Source organism: Niallia sp. 01092, assembly GCF_052318935.1.
Taxonomy (GTDB): Bacteria; Bacillota; Bacilli; order Bacillales; family Cytobacillaceae; genus Niallia.
Genome location: NZ_JBQRKO010000026.1, coordinates 1 through 17,495, shown reverse-complemented (window position 1 = coordinate 17,495; position 17,495 = coordinate 1). Strand labels below are relative to the sequence as shown.

General features: G+C 35.8%; 18 protein-coding genes. All 18 read right to left on the bottom strand.

What is annotated here, in order from left to right:
* Window positions 1–6: 6 nt before the first annotated feature.
* The 18 genes from nusG to ACTXGU_RS19160 all read right to left on the bottom strand — a co-directional run bounded on the left by nusG (window position 7) and on the right by ACTXGU_RS19160 (window position 16,894).
* On the bottom strand, window positions 7–540 hold the full coding sequence (gene nusG, locus ACTXGU_RS19245) for a transcription termination/antitermination protein NusG (protein WP_443483152.1): 534 nt from the start codon (window positions 538–540) through the stop codon (window positions 7–9).
* A gap of 262 nt (window positions 541–802) precedes the next feature.
* Window positions 803–985, bottom strand: a complete 183-nt coding sequence (gene secE, locus ACTXGU_RS19240) for a preprotein translocase subunit SecE (RefSeq protein ID WP_443483151.1) — start codon at window positions 983–985, stop codon at window positions 803–805.
* 142 nt (window positions 986–1,127) lie between these two features.
* Window positions 1,128–1,271: a 50S ribosomal protein L33 gene (gene rpmG, locus ACTXGU_RS19235; protein WP_443483150.1), complete on the bottom strand. Its 144-nt coding sequence runs from the start codon at window positions 1,269–1,271 to the stop codon at window positions 1,128–1,130.
* 105 nt (window positions 1,272–1,376) lie between these two features.
* Window positions 1,377–2,036, bottom strand: a complete 660-nt coding sequence (sigH, locus tag ACTXGU_RS19230; RefSeq protein WP_443483149.1) for an RNA polymerase sporulation sigma factor SigH — start codon at window positions 2,034–2,036, stop codon at window positions 1,377–1,379.
* 70 nt (window positions 2,037–2,106) lie between these two features.
* Window positions 2,107–2,616 (bottom strand): NYN domain-containing protein, encoded by a 510-nt coding sequence (locus ACTXGU_RS19225; protein ID WP_443483148.1) that lies wholly within the window; start codon window positions 2,614–2,616, stop codon window positions 2,107–2,109.
* Between the two features lie 2 nt (window positions 2,617–2,618).
* On the bottom strand, window positions 2,619–3,362 hold the full coding sequence (rlmB, locus tag ACTXGU_RS19220) for a 23S rRNA (guanosine(2251)-2'-O)-methyltransferase RlmB (protein WP_443483147.1): 744 nt from the start codon (window positions 3,360–3,362) through the stop codon (window positions 2,619–2,621).
* Window positions 3,359–3,781, bottom strand: coding sequence for a Mini-ribonuclease 3 (locus ACTXGU_RS19215; RefSeq protein WP_443483146.1), 423 nt, complete (start codon window positions 3,779–3,781; stop codon window positions 3,359–3,361). Before ACTXGU_RS19215 ends, rlmB begins: the two co-directional genes overlap by 4 nt.
* A 3-nt stretch (window positions 3,782–3,784) precedes the next feature.
* The gene (gene cysS, locus ACTXGU_RS19210) at window positions 3,785–5,182 is read right to left on the bottom strand and encodes a cysteine--tRNA ligase (protein ID WP_443483145.1); all 1,398 of its coding nucleotides are present in this window, start codon (window positions 5,180–5,182) and stop codon (window positions 3,785–3,787) included.
* The gene (gene cysE / locus ACTXGU_RS19205) at window positions 5,182–5,832 is read right to left on the bottom strand and encodes a serine O-acetyltransferase (protein WP_443483144.1); all 651 of its coding nucleotides are present in this window, start codon (window positions 5,830–5,832) and stop codon (window positions 5,182–5,184) included. Before cysE ends, cysS begins: the two co-directional genes overlap by 1 nt.
* A gap of 586 nt (window positions 5,833–6,418) precedes the next feature.
* Entirely contained in the window at window positions 6,419–7,876 is a 1,458-nt protein-coding gene (gene gltX / locus ACTXGU_RS19200) for a glutamate--tRNA ligase (protein ID WP_443483143.1), read from the bottom strand.
* A gap of 81 nt (window positions 7,877–7,957) precedes the next feature.
* A complete protein-coding gene (ispF, locus tag ACTXGU_RS19195; RefSeq protein ID WP_443483142.1) occupies window positions 7,958–8,434 on the bottom strand; it encodes a 2-C-methyl-D-erythritol 2,4-cyclodiphosphate synthase in 477 nt (158 codons plus the stop codon).
* Window positions 8,422–9,138 (bottom strand): 2-C-methyl-D-erythritol 4-phosphate cytidylyltransferase, encoded by a 717-nt coding sequence (gene ispD / locus ACTXGU_RS19190; RefSeq protein WP_443483141.1) that lies wholly within the window; start codon window positions 9,136–9,138, stop codon window positions 8,422–8,424. Before ispD ends, ispF begins: the two co-directional genes overlap by 13 nt.
* Before the next feature lie 18 nt (window positions 9,139–9,156).
* Window positions 9,157–10,236, bottom strand: coding sequence for a PIN/TRAM domain-containing protein (locus ACTXGU_RS19185; RefSeq protein ID WP_443483140.1), 1,080 nt, complete (start codon window positions 10,234–10,236; stop codon window positions 9,157–9,159).
* 506 nt (window positions 10,237–10,742) lie between these two features.
* The gene (gene radA / locus ACTXGU_RS19180) at window positions 10,743–12,119 is read right to left on the bottom strand and encodes a DNA repair protein RadA (RefSeq protein WP_443483139.1); all 1,377 of its coding nucleotides are present in this window, start codon (window positions 12,117–12,119) and stop codon (window positions 10,743–10,745) included.
* A gap of 197 nt (window positions 12,120–12,316) precedes the next feature.
* Complete coding sequence (gene clpC, locus ACTXGU_RS19175) at window positions 12,317–14,767, bottom strand: ATP-dependent protease ATP-binding subunit ClpC (protein ID WP_443483138.1); 2,451 nt, start codon at window positions 14,765–14,767, stop codon at window positions 12,317–12,319.
* 22 nt (window positions 14,768–14,789) lie between these two features.
* Window positions 14,790–15,857 carry a protein arginine kinase gene (locus tag ACTXGU_RS19170; RefSeq protein ID WP_443483137.1) on the bottom strand — a complete coding sequence of 356 codons (1,068 nt, stop codon included), beginning with the start codon at window positions 15,855–15,857 and terminating at the stop codon, window positions 14,790–14,792.
* Window positions 15,858–15,859: 2 nt separating this feature from the next.
* Window positions 15,860–16,408, bottom strand: coding sequence for a UvrB/UvrC motif-containing protein (locus ACTXGU_RS19165; RefSeq protein ID WP_443483136.1), 549 nt, complete (start codon window positions 16,406–16,408; stop codon window positions 15,860–15,862).
* Between the two features lie 24 nt (window positions 16,409–16,432).
* Window positions 16,433–16,894, bottom strand: a complete 462-nt coding sequence (locus tag ACTXGU_RS19160) for a CtsR family transcriptional regulator (RefSeq protein WP_443483135.1) — start codon at window positions 16,892–16,894, stop codon at window positions 16,433–16,435.
* Window positions 16,895–17,495 lie beyond the last annotated feature (601 nt).

Below are 17,495 nucleotides of genomic sequence, written 5' to 3'. Positions count from 1 at the left end.
TTCAGATTAAAATTTTTCAATTTGTGTAAAATCAAGTTCTACAGGGGTATCACGGCCGAACATATTAACTAAAACTTTTACCTTTGCTTTATCGGTGTCAATTTCTTCCACAGAACCTGTGAAATTAGCAAATGGACCTTCGTTCACTTTTACTGTTTCCCCTAACTCAAATTCAATTTCAATACGTTGTTCATCAACGCCCATTCTCTTCAAAATAACTTGAACTTCTTCAGGAAGAAGCGGGGTTGGTTTTGAACCGGATCCAGCAGACCCTACAAACCCAGTTACTCCTGGTGTATTGCGGACAACATACCAAGAATCATCCGTCATTACAATTTCAACCAACACATAACCTGGAAAAACCTTCCTTTTTACTACTTTTTTCTTTCCGTTTCTAATATCCGTTTCTTCTTCTTCAGGTACAACAACGCGAAATATTTTATCTTGCATTGCCATTGTTTCTACTCGCTTTTCTAAGTTTGCTTTCACTTTATTTTCATATCCAGAGTACGTATGCACTACATACCAATTTTTTTCCATAGTAGAGGACTATTTCGTCCTTCCCTCCCCGCACTTAATTTTTGCAGTTTTATTGTTAATTTCTTTGTCTCAACAAACTCTTTAGCTGATCAAAGGGTTCGGTCTCTATAAACGCGATATAGTTGTTCAAACGGAACCTATATATGTCTATGTTCAGCCTCAGGGCTGACCGCTTTTGTTCTATTAAAGCAATGAAAAAACCCGTTACCGGGCTTTGTAAATGTTTCTTATGTTTTACCATTATACCATGAGTAGACAACTGTTATTCAAGTATTAATCGAATTAGTTCAGAAATTCCCATATCAACAAGCGCGAAGAATACAGCAAAGAACGTTACTGTCGCAATAACAATAATGGTATAGTTGGTTAATTCCTTCCTATTGGGCCAACTTACCTTTTTTAACTCTCTGCCTACCTCACGAAAAAAGTTAACAGTGCGTTGCATTTCGTTACCTCCATATTTAAAGCGGGTAGCTTATCTTAAAGCGATGAAAACGATTATTTTGTTTCAGGCTGTCGACAGATGTTTTTGTTTTCGATCAGCCTGAAGTTTCTGCTAAAATCACTTTGTCTTCACCCTGAAACAATTATTTTGTTTCTTTATGAACAGTGTGGGCATTACATTTTTGGCAAAACTTTTTTATTTCTAATCGTTCAGCCTCTTTGTTACCCATTGTAGAATAATTTCTCGAACCACAATTTCCGCATGCTAAAACAAGCTTTTTCCTCATTTTTGACACCTTCTACGTTCTTTATACATTACCAAACTGTATCATGGTCATATATCAATGTCAAATGTCAGTCAAGAGAACATACTTTTCTAGAATAATGTTTTTTCAGAGAGAAAACTCTCTAATTTCTAAATATCTTTCCAATTTTCTTTTTACTCTTTGAAGAGCGTTATCGATTGATTTCACATGTCTATTAAGCTCTTCTGATATTTCTTGATAAGATTGTCCATCTAAATACAAGGCCAACACTTTTCGTTCTAAATCACTTAACAACTCTGACATCTTTATTTCAATATGATCAAACTCTTCTTGATTAATGATTAACTCTTCTGGATCTAATACTTTTGCACCAGATATAACATCCATTAAAGTTCGATCTGATTCTTCATCATAAATGGGTTTATCAAGAGACACGTATGAATTTAAAGGAATATGCTTCTGTCTAGTTGCCGTTTTTATTGCTGTAATAATTTGTCTTGTAATACACAATTCAGCAAATGCTTTAAATGATGACAGTTTGTCCCCTTTAAAATCACGGATTGCTTTATACAAACCAATCATGCCTTCTTGTACAATATCTTCTTTATCTGCACCAATAAGGAAATAGGATCTGGCTTTGGCACGTACAAAGTTTCGATATTTTTGAATAAGATAGTCTAATGCATCACTTTCACCTTTATGCACTAGTTCCACTATTGCTTCATCTTCAAGGTCAACATATTTCTCAACAATTTCGTTACTTTTTGTCCCGTTGTCAGCACTCATTCAGATCCCCCCGACCGTGCATTCATGGATAAAACCATTATACAGTAGCGTAATTTTTAGCGTCAACTGCTCATTTCTCTCCACGGCGCCATTTTTCGAATATTTCTTCGATTTCTTTTGTCAATTGAATTTTGGTAACAGGCTTCTTTTCTTTTATTTTTTTTACTTTTTTTCCAATATTTCGCTCGATTCCATCCATTTCAATAAACAACTCTCGCGCCGATTTCCTTAAGGCTCCTTGGCCAAATATGGCCCACTGTTCTGTAAAATCAGATGTCGCTACATGAATTTGTGTTTTTCTATTGCTTAATTCTTTTGCCAGTTTTTCAATTCTTTCGTCTGCTGTTTCGTTTTCTCTTGTAAAAATTACGTCCACTTTATAATTTTTATATTTCTTTTCTGTTCCTCTTACGTAATAAGCATCAAAAACAATAATGACATGATACCCAGAGTAAGCTTGGTATTCTGCCATTTTTTCAACAAGCTTGTCTCTTGCTGCAGCTAAATCATTCGATTTAAGTTTATTTAAGTAAGGCCATGCACCAATAATGTTGTAACCATCGACAATTAGTATATCCATTTTTATCCCTCAATTGGATAGCGTTTACGATATACCTCATACATTAAAAGTGCAGCTGCTACAGACGCATTTAGAGATGTAACAGATCCAGCCATTGGTAAATGAATAAGAAAATCACATTTTTCCCGTATCAGTCTCCCTATTCCTTTACCTTCACTTCCGATTACTAAACCTAAAGGCATGGTTCCATCGAAATGTCGATAATCTTCACTTCCTTTTGCGTCTGTTCCTGCAATCCAAATTCCTCTCTCTTTTAATTCATCTATTGTTCTAGCCATATTCGTTACTCTAACAACTGGGACATGTTCAATAGCTCCTGTTGATGCTTTTGCAACGGTCGCTGTTAATCCAACCGCTCTTCTACGAGGGATGATGATTCCATGCGCTCCAACTGCATCCGCTGTACGCATAATGGACCCTAAATTATGGGGATCTTCTATCTCATCTAGCAGCAAAAAGAAAGGAACTTCCTTTTTCTTTTCTGCTAATGCAAATAAATCATCTATCTCACGGTATTGGTATGCTGCAACTTGTGCTACTACTCCTTGATGATTAGCGTCTATAAGACTGTCCAATTTCTTCTTTGGCACAAACTGGACAAGCACATTTGCTTGTTTAGCTAAGGCAATGACTGTTTGCATCTGTCCTTTTTGTGACCCTTCTGCAATAAGAATCTTATTTACATCACGTTCTGATTTTAATGCTTCAATAACCGCATTTTTTCCTACAATATAATCGCTGTTCACGTATTGTTCCTCCAACTATTTTCAATGATTGAAAAAGTAGCTTTAATTATTTCCTCCAACCGTTCTTCTCTACTTGCTAAATATAAATAACCTAGAACGGATTCAAACCCAGTACTATACCTATATGTTTGCACATCAGTATTTTTTGGAATAGATCCAGATTTTGCATTTCTGCCTCGTTTTAACACAGTAAGCTCCTCTTCGGTAAAAAAACTTTCCTCGAGAAGCTGATGCACTGCTTTTGCTTGTCCTTTAGCAGAAACATACTTTGTCGCTTCTCTGTGAAGATGGTTTGGTTTCACTTTTCCGATATAAAGCAAGTGTCTTCGAACATATATTTCAAGAACAGCATCACCCATATAGGCTAGGGCTAGGCTGTTCAACTGTTTTTCATCAATATTTTTATCATAGAGGAGCATGCTTTATCCTCTCTTCCATCGTATACCTTGTGCTGTATCTTCTAAAATGATATTCATTGATTTGAGCTGATCTCTAATTTCATCTGCTAATTGAAAATTTCGAGCTTTACGAGCTTGATTTCTTTTTTCAATTAACGCTTCAATATCTTTATCTAATAATTCCTGTTTAGCTAAGGACATTCCTAATACGCCAAACAGTTCTTCAAATTCGTTAATAAATGCATTGATAACAACGGCAGAAGTTGTTTTTTCTAATAAATAATAGTTAGCCTGTTTTGATAATTCGAATAATACAGAAATACCATTTGCCGTATTAAAATCGTCATCCATCTCTTTAACAAACTGTTCGTGCAAGTCGTTAATTTTCTCTAGCCAATCATTATTTGTATCTGTCAAATCTGTGCTTGCTGCTTTACGATGCTGTAAATTTTCATATGATGTTCGTAATCTATCTAAGCCGGCACGTGTATTCTCCAACACTTCTTCACTATAATTAATAGGATTTCGATAATGAACAGATAACATAAAAAATCTCAACACTTGAGGATCATGTATTTTAATAATATCATTCACCGTTACAAAATTTCCTAGTGATTTAGACATTTTCTCGTTATCAATATTAATATATCCGTTATGCATCCAGTATCGTGCAAATGTCTCTCCTGTTAAAGCTTCTGATTGAGCAATTTCGTTTTCATGATGCGGGAAAGTTAAATCTTGACCACCAGCATGTATATCAATCGTATTGCCCAAATACTTTTTAGCCATTGCGGAGCATTCTATATGCCACCCCGGACGACCTTGCCCCCACGGACTCTCCCATGCTATCTCGCCATCTTTCGCCTTTTTCCATAAAGCAAAATCCAACGAGTCTTGTTTCTTCTCGCCTACCGCTATTCTTTCACCTAAACGTAATTCATCAATTGATTGATGGGACAATTTCCCATATGCTTCAAAACTTCTAGTACGGTAATAAACATCCCCATCCGATTCATAAGCAAATCCTTTATCCACTAATACTGCAATAAAGTCGATAATGATATCCATGTTTTCTGTTACACGAGGGTGCGAATCCGCTTTTTTGCATCCTAGTGCAGTGACATCATCAAAATAAGCATTTATAAAACGTTCTGCAATGGTTGGCACATCTTCTCCCAACTCATTCGCGGCTTTAATTAATTTATCATCTACATCTGTAAAATTAGAAACATATTGAACATCGTACCCTCGATACTCTAAATAGCGTCTAACTGTATCAAATACAATAGCAGGTCTTGCATTTCCTATATGAATATAGTTGTAAACGGTAGGACCACATACATACATTTTAACCTTTCCATCTTCTAATGGAATAAACTCTTCCTTTATTCTAGTTAACGTATTATAAATTTGAATGGCCATTATTTATAACTCCTTTCTTCTTGCATTTCCCGTAATTGTCGTTTTAATTGCAAAATTTCTGTTTCCATTTCTTTTAATCGCTCCGCAAATGGATCCGGCAAATCGCAGTGATTTAAATCTTTATTTATTTTCCTTCCATCTTGAACCTTCACTCTTCCTGGAATGCCAACAACGGTCGAATTGGAAGGTACATCTCTTAACACGACAGATCCTGCACCTATTTTAGCATTTTCGCCAATTATAATAGATCCTAATACTTTAGCACCTGTTGCAATTAATGCATTATCTTTAACTGTCGGGTGTCGTTTCCCCTTTTCTTTCCCAGTCCCACCTAGCGTTACACCTTGATATATCGTGACATTATCTCCTATTTCACAAGTCTCCCCAATAACTACTCCCATGCCATGATCAATAAATAATCGTTTTCCGATTGTTGCTCCAGGGTGAATTTCAATGCCTGTCATAAACCGGCTGAATTGTGAAATGACTCGTGCTAAGAAAAAAAAGTTGCGTTTATAGAAACAGTGTGCTATTCGGTGATACCAAATAGCATGCAAACCGGAATACGTTAAGATAACTTCTAAATAACTTCTTGCCGCTGGATCTTGTTCAAATACTACTGTAATATCCTCTTTTATACGCTGAAACATTTTATCCCTCCCAACCAAAAACAACATTTACTTTTTTAATGCTTTATAAGAAAACCGTTGTTTTGTTCATGAATTAATATTTATTTAAAATAAAGATTATAAAAAGTCCAATTTCCACATTTAGGAGAAAAAAAACTGACTTTTTCTATTAAAAAAAGCGCCTCTGTCAAAAAGACAGAGACGCTTTTTTGCGCGGTTCCACTCTGTTTAGATTAATGCCAAAGCAATAATCTCCACTCCTCCTTGTTAACGGACAGGTTCCGCCTCTATCTACTAAGAAAAGCGCATGCGCCTTGTCAGCCCCGAAGAAAAATGTTCTCTTGTCTCAAAAAGTGTTTTTTACTTTTAGAGACAAGAGGTTATCTTTCACAGGGACTAGGCGCTCGAGCTAGACAATGAAAAGCACATGCGCCTTTAAAGAAAACTGTTCGATATAGGACTCTGAGGGGCACTTCAAAAAAGGATTTGCATAAATCACTTTCAGCCAATGGTGATTCTCTCTTGAAAGCTTCCTTTTTTTACTCTTCCTCATCTACGTTTTACATTCATTCTTTTTCTTTTACTATATTACATTTTGCATAATATGTTAACTATTTAATGACAATAATCGCTTTTCAATTTTTGCCTGTCCTAATAATGCAATTGCTTTTGGCAAGTCTGGACCATGCGTTTGTCCTGTTGCCGCAACACGGATAGGCATAAATAAATTTTTCCCTTTTTGACCAGTAGCCTTTTGAACACTTTTAACAGCTGCTTTAATGTTTTCAGGACTCCATTCACTCATATTGTTTAATTCTTCTCTAAAAGAATTTAACACAACAGGGACTTGTTCTCCTGCCAACACTTCTTTTGCTTCTTCATCATAGCTAATTTCATCACTGAAAAACAAAGAGGAAAGTTCCACAATTTCTGCTCCAAAACTCATTTGGTCTTGATAAAGATGAATTAAATTTTGAACCCAAGCCTCTTCCTCTTCTGAACGATTCTCGCCAATCAGGCCTGCTTTTATTAAGTGTGGAATTGCTAATTCTGCGACTTTACTTAATTCTGCCTTTTTAATATATTGGTTATTCATCCAAGCCAATTTTTGTTGATCAAATAACGCCGGTGATTTCGAAAGGCGAGCAGCGTCAAAAATTTGGATAAATTCTTCTTTTGAAAAAAGTTCCTCTTCTCCCTCTGGTGACCATCCTAATAAAGCAATAAAGTTAAATAACGCAGTTGGTAAATAACCTAAATCTTCATATTGTTCAATAAACTGTATGATAGACTCGTCTCTTTTGCTCAATTTCTTTCTGCTTTCGTTTACAATCAATGTCATATGACCAAAAATCGGTCTTTCCCAGCCTAATGCATCGTATACCATTAATTGTTTAGGAGTATTAGTAATATGATCATCGCCTCTTAATACATGGGTGATTTCCATTAAATGATCATCGATTGCTACTGCGAAATTGTAAGTAGGAGTCCCGTCTTTTTTAACTATAACATAGTCGCCAATTGCTTCCGATTCAAATGAAACTTGTCCCTTTACCATATCTTCAAATTCATAAACGACATTTTCAGGAACACGAATGCGGATACTTGGCTGTCTGCCTTCTGCTTCCAGCTTTGCTTGTTCTTCCTGTGTTAAGTGACGGCATTTCCCAGAATATTTTGGTGTTTCATTATTTTTTAACTGCTCTTCACGTTCTGCTTCAATTTCTTCTTCCGTGCAATAGCATTTATATGCTAATCCTTTTTCTAGCAGTTCTGTATAGTATTTTTCATAAATATCGTTTCTTTCCGATTGACGGTACGGACCATAAACACCGCCTACATCGATGCTTTCATCCCAATCGATTCCTAGCCATTTCAAGTACTTTAACTGGCTTTGCTCTCCGCCTTCTATATTTCTCTTTTTATCTGTATCTTCAATACGGATAATAAATTTCCCGCCTGTATTTCTTGCAAATAAATAATTAAATAATGCAGTACGTGCATTCCCTATATGTAAATGTCCTGTTGGACTAGGGGCATAACGAACACGGATTTCGTTAGTCATACTGTTGCCTCCTTGATTGTCATTCATTGAATTTTTCTTATTTATTCTATCATTTCATTTTTTTCTTTAAAAGAGCGATCATTACTTTCTTTTCAAGAGAACTACTACTTGAGAAGCAACTCCTTCTCCCCTGCCTGTAAAACCTAACTTTTCTGTTGTTGTTGCCTTTACATTTATATTGCTTACTTCCGTTTCTACCAAACTTGCTATTCTTTCCTGCATGGCAAGGATATAAGGTGCCATCTTCGGCTTTTGGGCAATAATGGTACAATCTGCATTAACCAGCTCATATCCTTTTGACTTTACAATCTCCCAAACATATTGAAGAAGCTTAGCAGAATCTGCGTCTTTAAACGCTTCATCTGTGTCTGGAAAATGTTTGCCGATATCCCCTTCACCTACTGCGCCAAGACAAGCATCTGCTATCGTATGTAAAAGCACATCTGCATCTGAATGACCTAACAATCCTTTTTCATATGGTATTGTAATTCCTCCAATGATAAGAGGCCTTCCCTCTACAAGTTGGTGTACATCAAATCCTTGACCTATTCGAAACATCTATTTGGCTCCTTTTCCCTATTAGATTTTATTTTCTTTATGATCGCTTCTGCAAAATATAAATCTTCTGGGGTTGTCAATTTTATATTGTCATAATTACCCCGAACAATTTTCACTTCTTTCCCGATACGCTCTACTAAACTTGCATCGTCTGTCCCTAAAAAGTCGTCTTGCAACGCTTTTTCATAAGCTTCCTTTAGTAAAGAAATACGAAAAGCTTGTGGGGTTTGAATAGCCCACAAGCTAGAACGCTCGACTGTTTCTGTCACTACATCACCATTCACTTTCTTAATGGTGTCTTTAATAGGGACTGCTAAAACAGCTGCACCGCTTTCTTTTGCAACTTCTGTCAACTTCTTTATTTGACTCCTATTAATAAAAGGTCTTGCAGCATCATGGACAAGTATAACGCTATCATTAATTAAATCTTTTACTGCGTTATAAATGCTGTACTGCCTTTCTTTTCCACCGTCAATAAAAGCAGAAACTTTTGTTATGTTATTTTTTTTTATTAATTCCTTCATCTCTGTTTTATCTTGAGGATTTGTTACTAGCCGTATTCCTTTACAGTCAGCATCCTTTTCAAAAACGTTTAATGTATGGATAAATATCGGTTTACCATCCACTTCAAGAAACAGTTTATTTTTTCCTGCTCCCATTCTTTTTCCTTGTCCAGCTGCTGGTATAATGACTTCATAAGTCATAAAAAAACTCCTATTCTATTACAGTGCTTTTTCTAATAACTTCGGTTTTGCAAATATCATTCTGCCTGCAGAGGTTTGCAATACACTGGTAACCAACACATCGATATGTTTCCCAATGTAGTTTCGCCCCTCTTCTACTACTATCATCGTTCCATCATCTAAATAGGCAATACCTTGATTGTGCTCTTTTCCATCTTTAATGATTTGGATTTTCATTTCTTCTCCCGGAAGTACTACCGGTTTAACAGCGTTTGCTAAATCATTAATGTTTAATACGGAGACTTTTTGCAACTCACAAACTTTATTTAAATTAAAATCGTTTGTCACCACAACACCATTTGTTAATTTAGCAAGTTTAACAAGCTTACTATCGACTTCTACAATTTCTTCAAAATCACCTTCATATATTTCTACTTTAATTGCTAATTCCTTTTGAATTCTATTAAGTATGTCGAGGCCTCTTCTTCCTCTGTTTCGTTTTAAAGCATCGGAGGAATCAGCAATATGCTGTAATTCTCCTAAAACAAATTGAGGTATTACAATCGTACCTTCTAAGAAGCCTGTTTGGCATATATCAGCTATTCTTCCATCAATAATAACACTTGTATCAAGTATTTTCAGATTGCCTTTTTCCTGATTAACAACTTCCTCTTCACTTGCCTTTTTCCTTTTAGCAGTAAACAGAGTCAATAATTCATCTCGCTTTTTAAAACCGACTTGAAATCCTAAATATCCAAAAAGTAATGTTAAGAGTATAGGAGCTATCGTATTAATAATTGGTACCTTTATCGCTGTTAATGCATAGCCTATTAAAAAAGCTAATGTTAAACCAAAGGCTAATCCTACACTTCCAAATATAATATCTGTGATTGGAGCCTTTACAAGAGCTTCCTCCACTATTTTTACAAAATTAATTACATAATCAACCGCCCAAAAAGTAATAAAATAAAAAATAATGGCACCAAGTATTGCAGAAACATACGGATTATTTATTAAATGAGAATCAATGGTCATTACATCTAATAAGTCTGGAATAAAAATGATTCCAAGCGTCCCTCCAATAATTAAGAAACAAGCTTGTATAATGCGCTTTAACAATACTTTCACCTCCTCCTTCACATTATAAACAAATTCTCAGATTTAAAACCTTAAATTACTGAGAATTTCTTATTTGTAATGAAAAAGTTATATTCTTGAATTTTTACCCTATTCTTCTTAAAGAATATGTTAAGAGTAGCACTAATAGTTATAAAATGTCAAATAATTAAACAGTACATTTTATCACACCATTCCCTTAACATCAATTGATTTTTTTGGAAATCCACCTTTTGATGTTTATAGACTGTTTTCTCAAAGTTAGTTGTTTTATACGTAAAAAAATGGGAGAAGAAGTACTGAGCAGACTGAATACACGTAGACTCCTGTGGGAATGCGAGAAAGACTCTGGCGCCACAGGAGCGTATGCGACGAGGAGGCTCGACGCTCGCTAAACGGACGAAGTGTATTCTGGCTGCGAGTTTAAAAGCAACATTCTATACGAATACAGTCTTTTTATAAAACTGTATGAATGTATTTTTAGAAAAATAGTGAAAAACACCTTATTTTTAGTCTAATGCAGCTTTTAATGCTTCACTGACAGAAGCTACTCCTATTATTTCTACGCCTCTAGGAGCCTTTAACCCACTTACATTATTAGCCGGAAGAATTACCCGCTCGAACCCTAATTTAGCTGCTTCTTGTACCCTTTGTTCAATTCTTGACACTCTTCTAACTTCCCCTGTTAAGCCAACTTCACCAATAATACAATCCGTAGCCCTTGTAGGTTTATCTCTAAAACTCGAAGCGATGCTTACCGCAATAGCTAAGTCAATTGCCGGCTCATCTAATTTCACCCCTCCTGCTACTTTTAAATAAGCATCTTGGTTCTGCAATAGCATGCCGACTCTTTTTTCTAAAACAGCCATTAATAGTGGTACCCTATTATGATCAATCCCTGTGGCCATTCTCCGAGGATTTCCAAAGCTAGTTGGCGAGATTAGCGCTTGTATCTCCACTAAAACAGGGCGAGTACCTTCCATCGATGCAACTACTGTTGAGCCAGCTGCACCTTGTGAACGCTCTTCCAAAAATATTTCCGAAGGATTTTCCACTTCTTCTAATCCGAATTCCTTCATTTCAAAGATTCCCATTTCATTCGTAGAACCAAAACGGTTTTTAACTGCCCGCAGAATTCGGTAAGTATGATGTCGTTCTCCCTCAAAGTATAAAACTGTATCTACCATATGTTCTAACAGTCTTGGCCCTGCAATAGACCCTTCTTTTGTAACATGTCCAACGATAAAGATAGCAATCCCCTTTGTTTTTCCGATTCGCATTAGTTCTGCAGTACATTCCCTTACTTGTGATACACTGCCAGGGGCCGATGTTACTTCTGGGTGGTAAATGGTTTGAATGGAGTCAATAACAACAAATTGAACATTTGAATTTTCTATCGTTCTGCTTATCTCCTCCAGATTTGTCTCCGAATATACAAGGAGGTGCTCTGTTGTTACTCCTAACCTATCTGCCCTTAATTTAGTCTGTTTTTGAGATTCCTCTCCTGACACATATAATACGTTATGTTTATTTTTTGCTAGTTGAGATGACACTTGTAAAAGAAGGGTGGATTTCCCTATACCAGGGTCGCCTCCAATAAGCACAAGAGAACCCTGTACTATACCTCCACCTAATACACGGTTGAGCTCTGCCAAATCAGTTAATGTTCTTGGTTCATTAACTGTTTCAATATTTGTAATCGGAATGGGCTTTGCCGCTAGCGTACTCCCTTGTGAATGAGCAAAAGCTCCTTTTCGTTGAGGAGTGCTTTTTTCTACTTCTTCCACCATTGTATTCCAATTTCCACAACCTGGACATCTCCCCATCCATTTCGCAGATTCATATCCACATTCCTGGCAAAGAAATTTTGTTTTACGTTTTGCCATACTTCATTTCCTCCCTACCTTAAGCGTTCATTATTGCACGTTAATATATGTTTTATTTCTATCTTATCATGTTATTTTTTTCTTTGTTTCTCATACAAACCTACAAGAAGACTCACCCCTCGTTTCCACCATCAAAAAAACAGAAAAATAGCACACGCATTTAAAAATATACGTGTGCCGCTTAGTCTAACATACAACTACTTTTGTAAATTTGGAGTTGAGTTTGTTTCTTTTACTTTTACGGTAAATTCACCATTTTGTACATCCAAATCAATATGTTGACCTGTTAAAACTGTTCCTTTTAACAATTCTTCTGATAAGCGGTCTTCAATATGTTTTTGGATTGCTCGACGCAGTGGTCTAGCGCCGTACTCAGGATCGTAGCCTTCATCTGCAATTTTTTCTTTTGCTGCCTCTGTTATCGTTAAATATATATCTTGTTCTTGTAATCTTTTTACTAATTGGTCTGCCATTAAAGACACTATTTCTTGTAAATGTTTTTTCTCAAGTGAATGGAATACAATAATTTCATCAATGCGGTTTAAAAATTCCGGACGAAATGCTCTTTTCAGCTCATCCATTACTTTGCCTTTCATATCTTTATAATCTTGATCTCCATCTTGAATATTAAATCCAACATATTTATTGCGTTTTAGAGCAGATGCTCCAACATTGGATGTCATAATTAAAACAGTATTGCGGAAGTCAACGGTTCTTCCTTTAGAATCTGTTAATCGACCATCCTCTAAAACTTGTAATAAAATATTAAAAACATCAGGATGCGCTTTTTCAATTTCATCTAATAATACAACCGAATATGGTTTTCTTCTAACTTTCTCAGTAAGCTGACCGCCTTCCTCATAGCCTACATATCCCGGAGGAGAACCAACAAGTCGAGAAGTTGAATGCTTCTCCATATACTCGGACATATCAATACGAATCATTGCATCTTCATCGCCGAACATCGACTCAGCTAGGGCACGAGCAAGCTCTGTTTTACCTACCCCTGTAGGACCTAAGAAAATAAAGGAGCCAATTGGTCGTTTCGGATCTTTTAAACCTGCTCTCGCACGTCTAACTGCTTTTGAAATAGCTTTTACTGCTTCTTCCTGCCCAATTACTCGATTATGAAGGATACCTTCCATATTAAGCAATTTATCTGTTTCTGTTTGAGCTAATTTAGAAACAGGGATTCCTGTCCAGCTAGATACAACACTTGCAATATCTTCAACTGTTACTTCTGTATTTTCTTGGCCTTGCTTTTCTTTCCAATTCTTCTTCGTTTCTTCTAATTGTTCTCGTAATCTTTGCTCTGTATCACGTAATGATGCTGCCTTTTCAAATTCTTGACTTTGCACAGAGGCATCTTTTTCTTTCCGAACTCCTTCCAGCTTCACTTCTAATTCTTTTAAGTTTGGCGGAGTAGTATATGATCGTAAACGTACTTTTGAACCAGCTTCATCAATTAAATCAATTGCTTTATCTGGTAAAAATCGATCAGATATATAACGATCGGATAATTTTACTGCTGCATCTATTGCTTCATCTGTAATCGATACACGGTGATGTGCTTCATATCGATCCCGCAGCCCTTTTAATATTTGAACTGATTCATCAGCAGTTGGTTCATCTACTGTAATTGGCTGAAAACGTCTTTCCAACGCAGCATCTTTTTCAATATATTTACGATACTCATCCAAAGTTGTCGCTCCAATACATTGAAGTTCTCCTCTTGCTAGAGATGGTTTTAATATATTAGAAGCATCAATTGCTCCTTCAGCACCACCTGCACCAATTAAAGTATGCAGCTCATCAATAAACAGAATAATGTTGCCAGCTTGGCGAATTTCATCCATTACTTTTTTCAGACGATCTTCAAATTCACCTCGATATTTTGTTCCTGCAACAACCGTTCCCATATCCAGTGTCATTACTCTTTTATCTCGTAAGATTTCAGGTACTTCATTTTGAACAATTTGTTGAGCTAACCCCTCTGCAATAGCTGTTTTACCAACACCAGGCTCCCCAATTAAGACAGGGTTATTTTTTGTTCGTCTGCTTAAAACTTCAATGACACGTTGGATTTCTTTGCTTCTGCCAATCACTGGATCAAGACTTCCTTCTCTAGCAATTGCGGTTAAATCTCTTGCTAAACTATCTAATGTTGGCGTGTTTGCACTTGCTGCAGAACCACCTTGATGATTGCTGGATTCACTGCTTCCTAAAAGCTGTAATACTTGTTGACGGGCTTTGTTAAGGCTGACACCAAGATTGTTTAATACCCTTGCTGCTACGCCTTCTCCTTCTCGGATAAGGCCTAATAATATATGTTCTGTCCCTACGTATGAATGTCCTAACTTTCTAGCTTCGTCCATCGATAATTCAATTACTTTTTTTGCTCGTGGTGTATAGTGAATAGTTTGAGAAGCATCCTGTCCACGACCTATCAGATTTTCTACTTCTTCTTGTATTTTTTCTGGTCCTAACCCTAATGCCTGTAGGGCTTTTGCTGCTATTCCTTCACCTTCACGTACTAATCCAAGTAGAATATGTTCTGTTCCAATATTATTATGACCTAAACGAATTGCCTCTTCTTGTGAAAGTGCTAATACCTTTTGGGCTCTTTCAGTAAAACGTCCAAACATCATGCTTTCATCCTCCCTATACTCATTATTTTGATTCCATCATTAGTCTTTCCCTTATTAAAGATGCGCGACGAATGTCACGATCATTAGGATTCATTTGACCACCAGCATATAACTGTAAAAATCCAGGTTGTGTTAATATTAAAAGCTCATTTAAAATATTTTTAGAAATATTCTTTATATAGCCCATATCTATTCCTAAACGAACATCGGATAGACATTTTGCAGCTTCTTTTGTCTCGATGATTCGACTATGACAAAGTGTTCCATATGATCGATATACTCTGTCTTCTAATTGTATGTTGGAAGTTTCAGCTAATGCCTCTCTTGCTTGCTTTTCCTGTTCAATCAGCTGATGCACAACACTTTTTAATTCTTCCACAATATCTTTTTCTGATTTTCCTAATGTAACTTGATTCGAAATTTGAAAGATATTTCCTTGTGCTTCGCTGCCTTCCCCATAAATTCCTCTCACTACTAAACCTAAATGATTAATAGCAGGAATAATACGTTTCATTTGCTGAGTTAGTACCATTCCTGGCAGATGTAACATAACAGAAGCTCTTAACCCTGTTCCTATATTCGTAGGACAACTTGTTAAATAACCCATTTCTAGATGATAGGCATAATCAATTTGTTGTTCTAACCAATCATCAATCTTATCTGCCATTGCTAATGCTTCAAACAGCTGTAATCCTGGCTTGATGCACTGAATGCGAATATGATCTTCTTCATTTAGCATAATACTTATTTCTTCGTTATCTGAAAGTACACATGCACCATGTGCTGCTTCTTCTGCAAGCTGGGGACTGATCAAATGCTTTTCAACCAGCACCCTTTTCTCCAGAGCTTGAAGATCATCCATGGGAAGTAATTCTAAATCACCTATACATAATGATTCCTGATCATGTAATTGCGTCCTTATTGTCTGGATGACTTCAGCAGCTTCCTCATTAGAAAACAATATTGGAAATTTTATTTTTTTTATATTTCTAGCTAAACGAATACGAGAGGTTAATACAATGTCAGAATCAGGACCTTCTGAACACATCCAGGATGTTCTTGCCTTATTGATAAATTTCTCCAAAGACATCCCTATTCTCCTCCCTCATTAAACGCCGATAATTGTTCTTTTTTATATCTAATTTCATCACGTATTTCTGCTGCCTTTTCAAACTCTTCCTTATCAATCAATTCTTGCAGCTCTTCTTTTAATTTTCCAATGTCTTTTTTTATTAAAATATGGCCGCCTATTCTTTCAGGTACTTTCCCTTTATGTTCAATATTTCCACCATGCAGTCTTTTTAAAACAGGCTGCAATTGCTCTTTAAATGTTTCATAACAATTCGGGCAGCCGAATCTGCCTATTTTTATAAACTGAGGAAATGTCATCGAACATCTTTGACATTGTAATACTTCCTCCTTTTTATAAGGATTTTGTCTAATTTGCTGAAAGCTAGGTTCAATATTTAATAAATTGGATAATAAGCTATTAATCGATAAACCTGATGAACCATTAATCATAAATAATTCACCTTTTTCAGATGCACACTGCTCACAAAGATGTGATTCTGTTTTTGTTCCATTAATGCTTTTGGAAAAATGAAGTGTTGCAGGTCTTTTATTACACTCTGAACAAATCATATTTTCACCTCACACTACTGAGTTTTATTTATATTTTAATGTAGTTATCATTGCTTTTAATATTCTTGCACGTAATTCGTCTCTATATGGCAATTCAAGATACAAAACAGATCGGTCAATTACACTAAGCATAATTTTAGCTTCTCTATTGTTAATAACTTTTTCTTCCACAAGACGATAAATAACATCCTCTGCACTACTTTGAGGTATACGACTTTGTATAAGGGATAGTAATTGGTCAATTAAATGAGCGTAATCATAGGATTGAACTTTCATTATTCGAATAAAACCGCCGCCGCCTCGTTTGCTTTCTACAATATAACCTTTTTCTATTGTAAACCTCGTATTAATGACATAATTAATTTGTGAGGGAACACAAGCAAACTTATCAGCTACTTCACTTCTTTTTATTTCGACTAATGACTTCTCGCTCATTTCTAGTACTTCTTTTAAGTAGTTTTCAATTATATCCGAAATATTTCTCACCAAGCCTCCCCCTTCTGACTTTGACTATATTTGACTATAATTATACATGAAACTACTTATTAACCGCAACGTTGACGTTTTATTAATTTTCCCATATTAATTATATCCCAAACCTCTATCCTAATTTTCTTCACTTTCAGGGGGATTTTTAAGATAAAGTTACCTTTAATATAGTCTGATTTTTCTATATTTTCAAGTAAGATGAATATCATATTCTTTCTTTATTTCTTTTTCTCTAAAAAATACAAAGAATGGAGCATTATATTCTTATGAAAAATACTTTGTTTATCCGTATTCAAATCACTTTTTATTTTATTATGGCTATTTTGTGACAAGGAAGGTTATTTACGAGAGGATTATAAAAATTTTATCTATTAGGAAAGATGAAGGAACAAAAGCGGAAGTGCCTTGATCAGCCCTGAAGAAAAATGTTCATTTGACTCAAAAAGTGCTTTTTACTTTTAGAGGCAAGGGTTATTTTTCACAAGGGCTAGGCAATGAAGCTAGATGCAGACCAAATTGCTTTAGCTATCCTCTGGCTCCGTTTCGTTTATAATTTCCTAGAGAAACAAAAAAGATACTCAAATGAGTATCTTTTTTA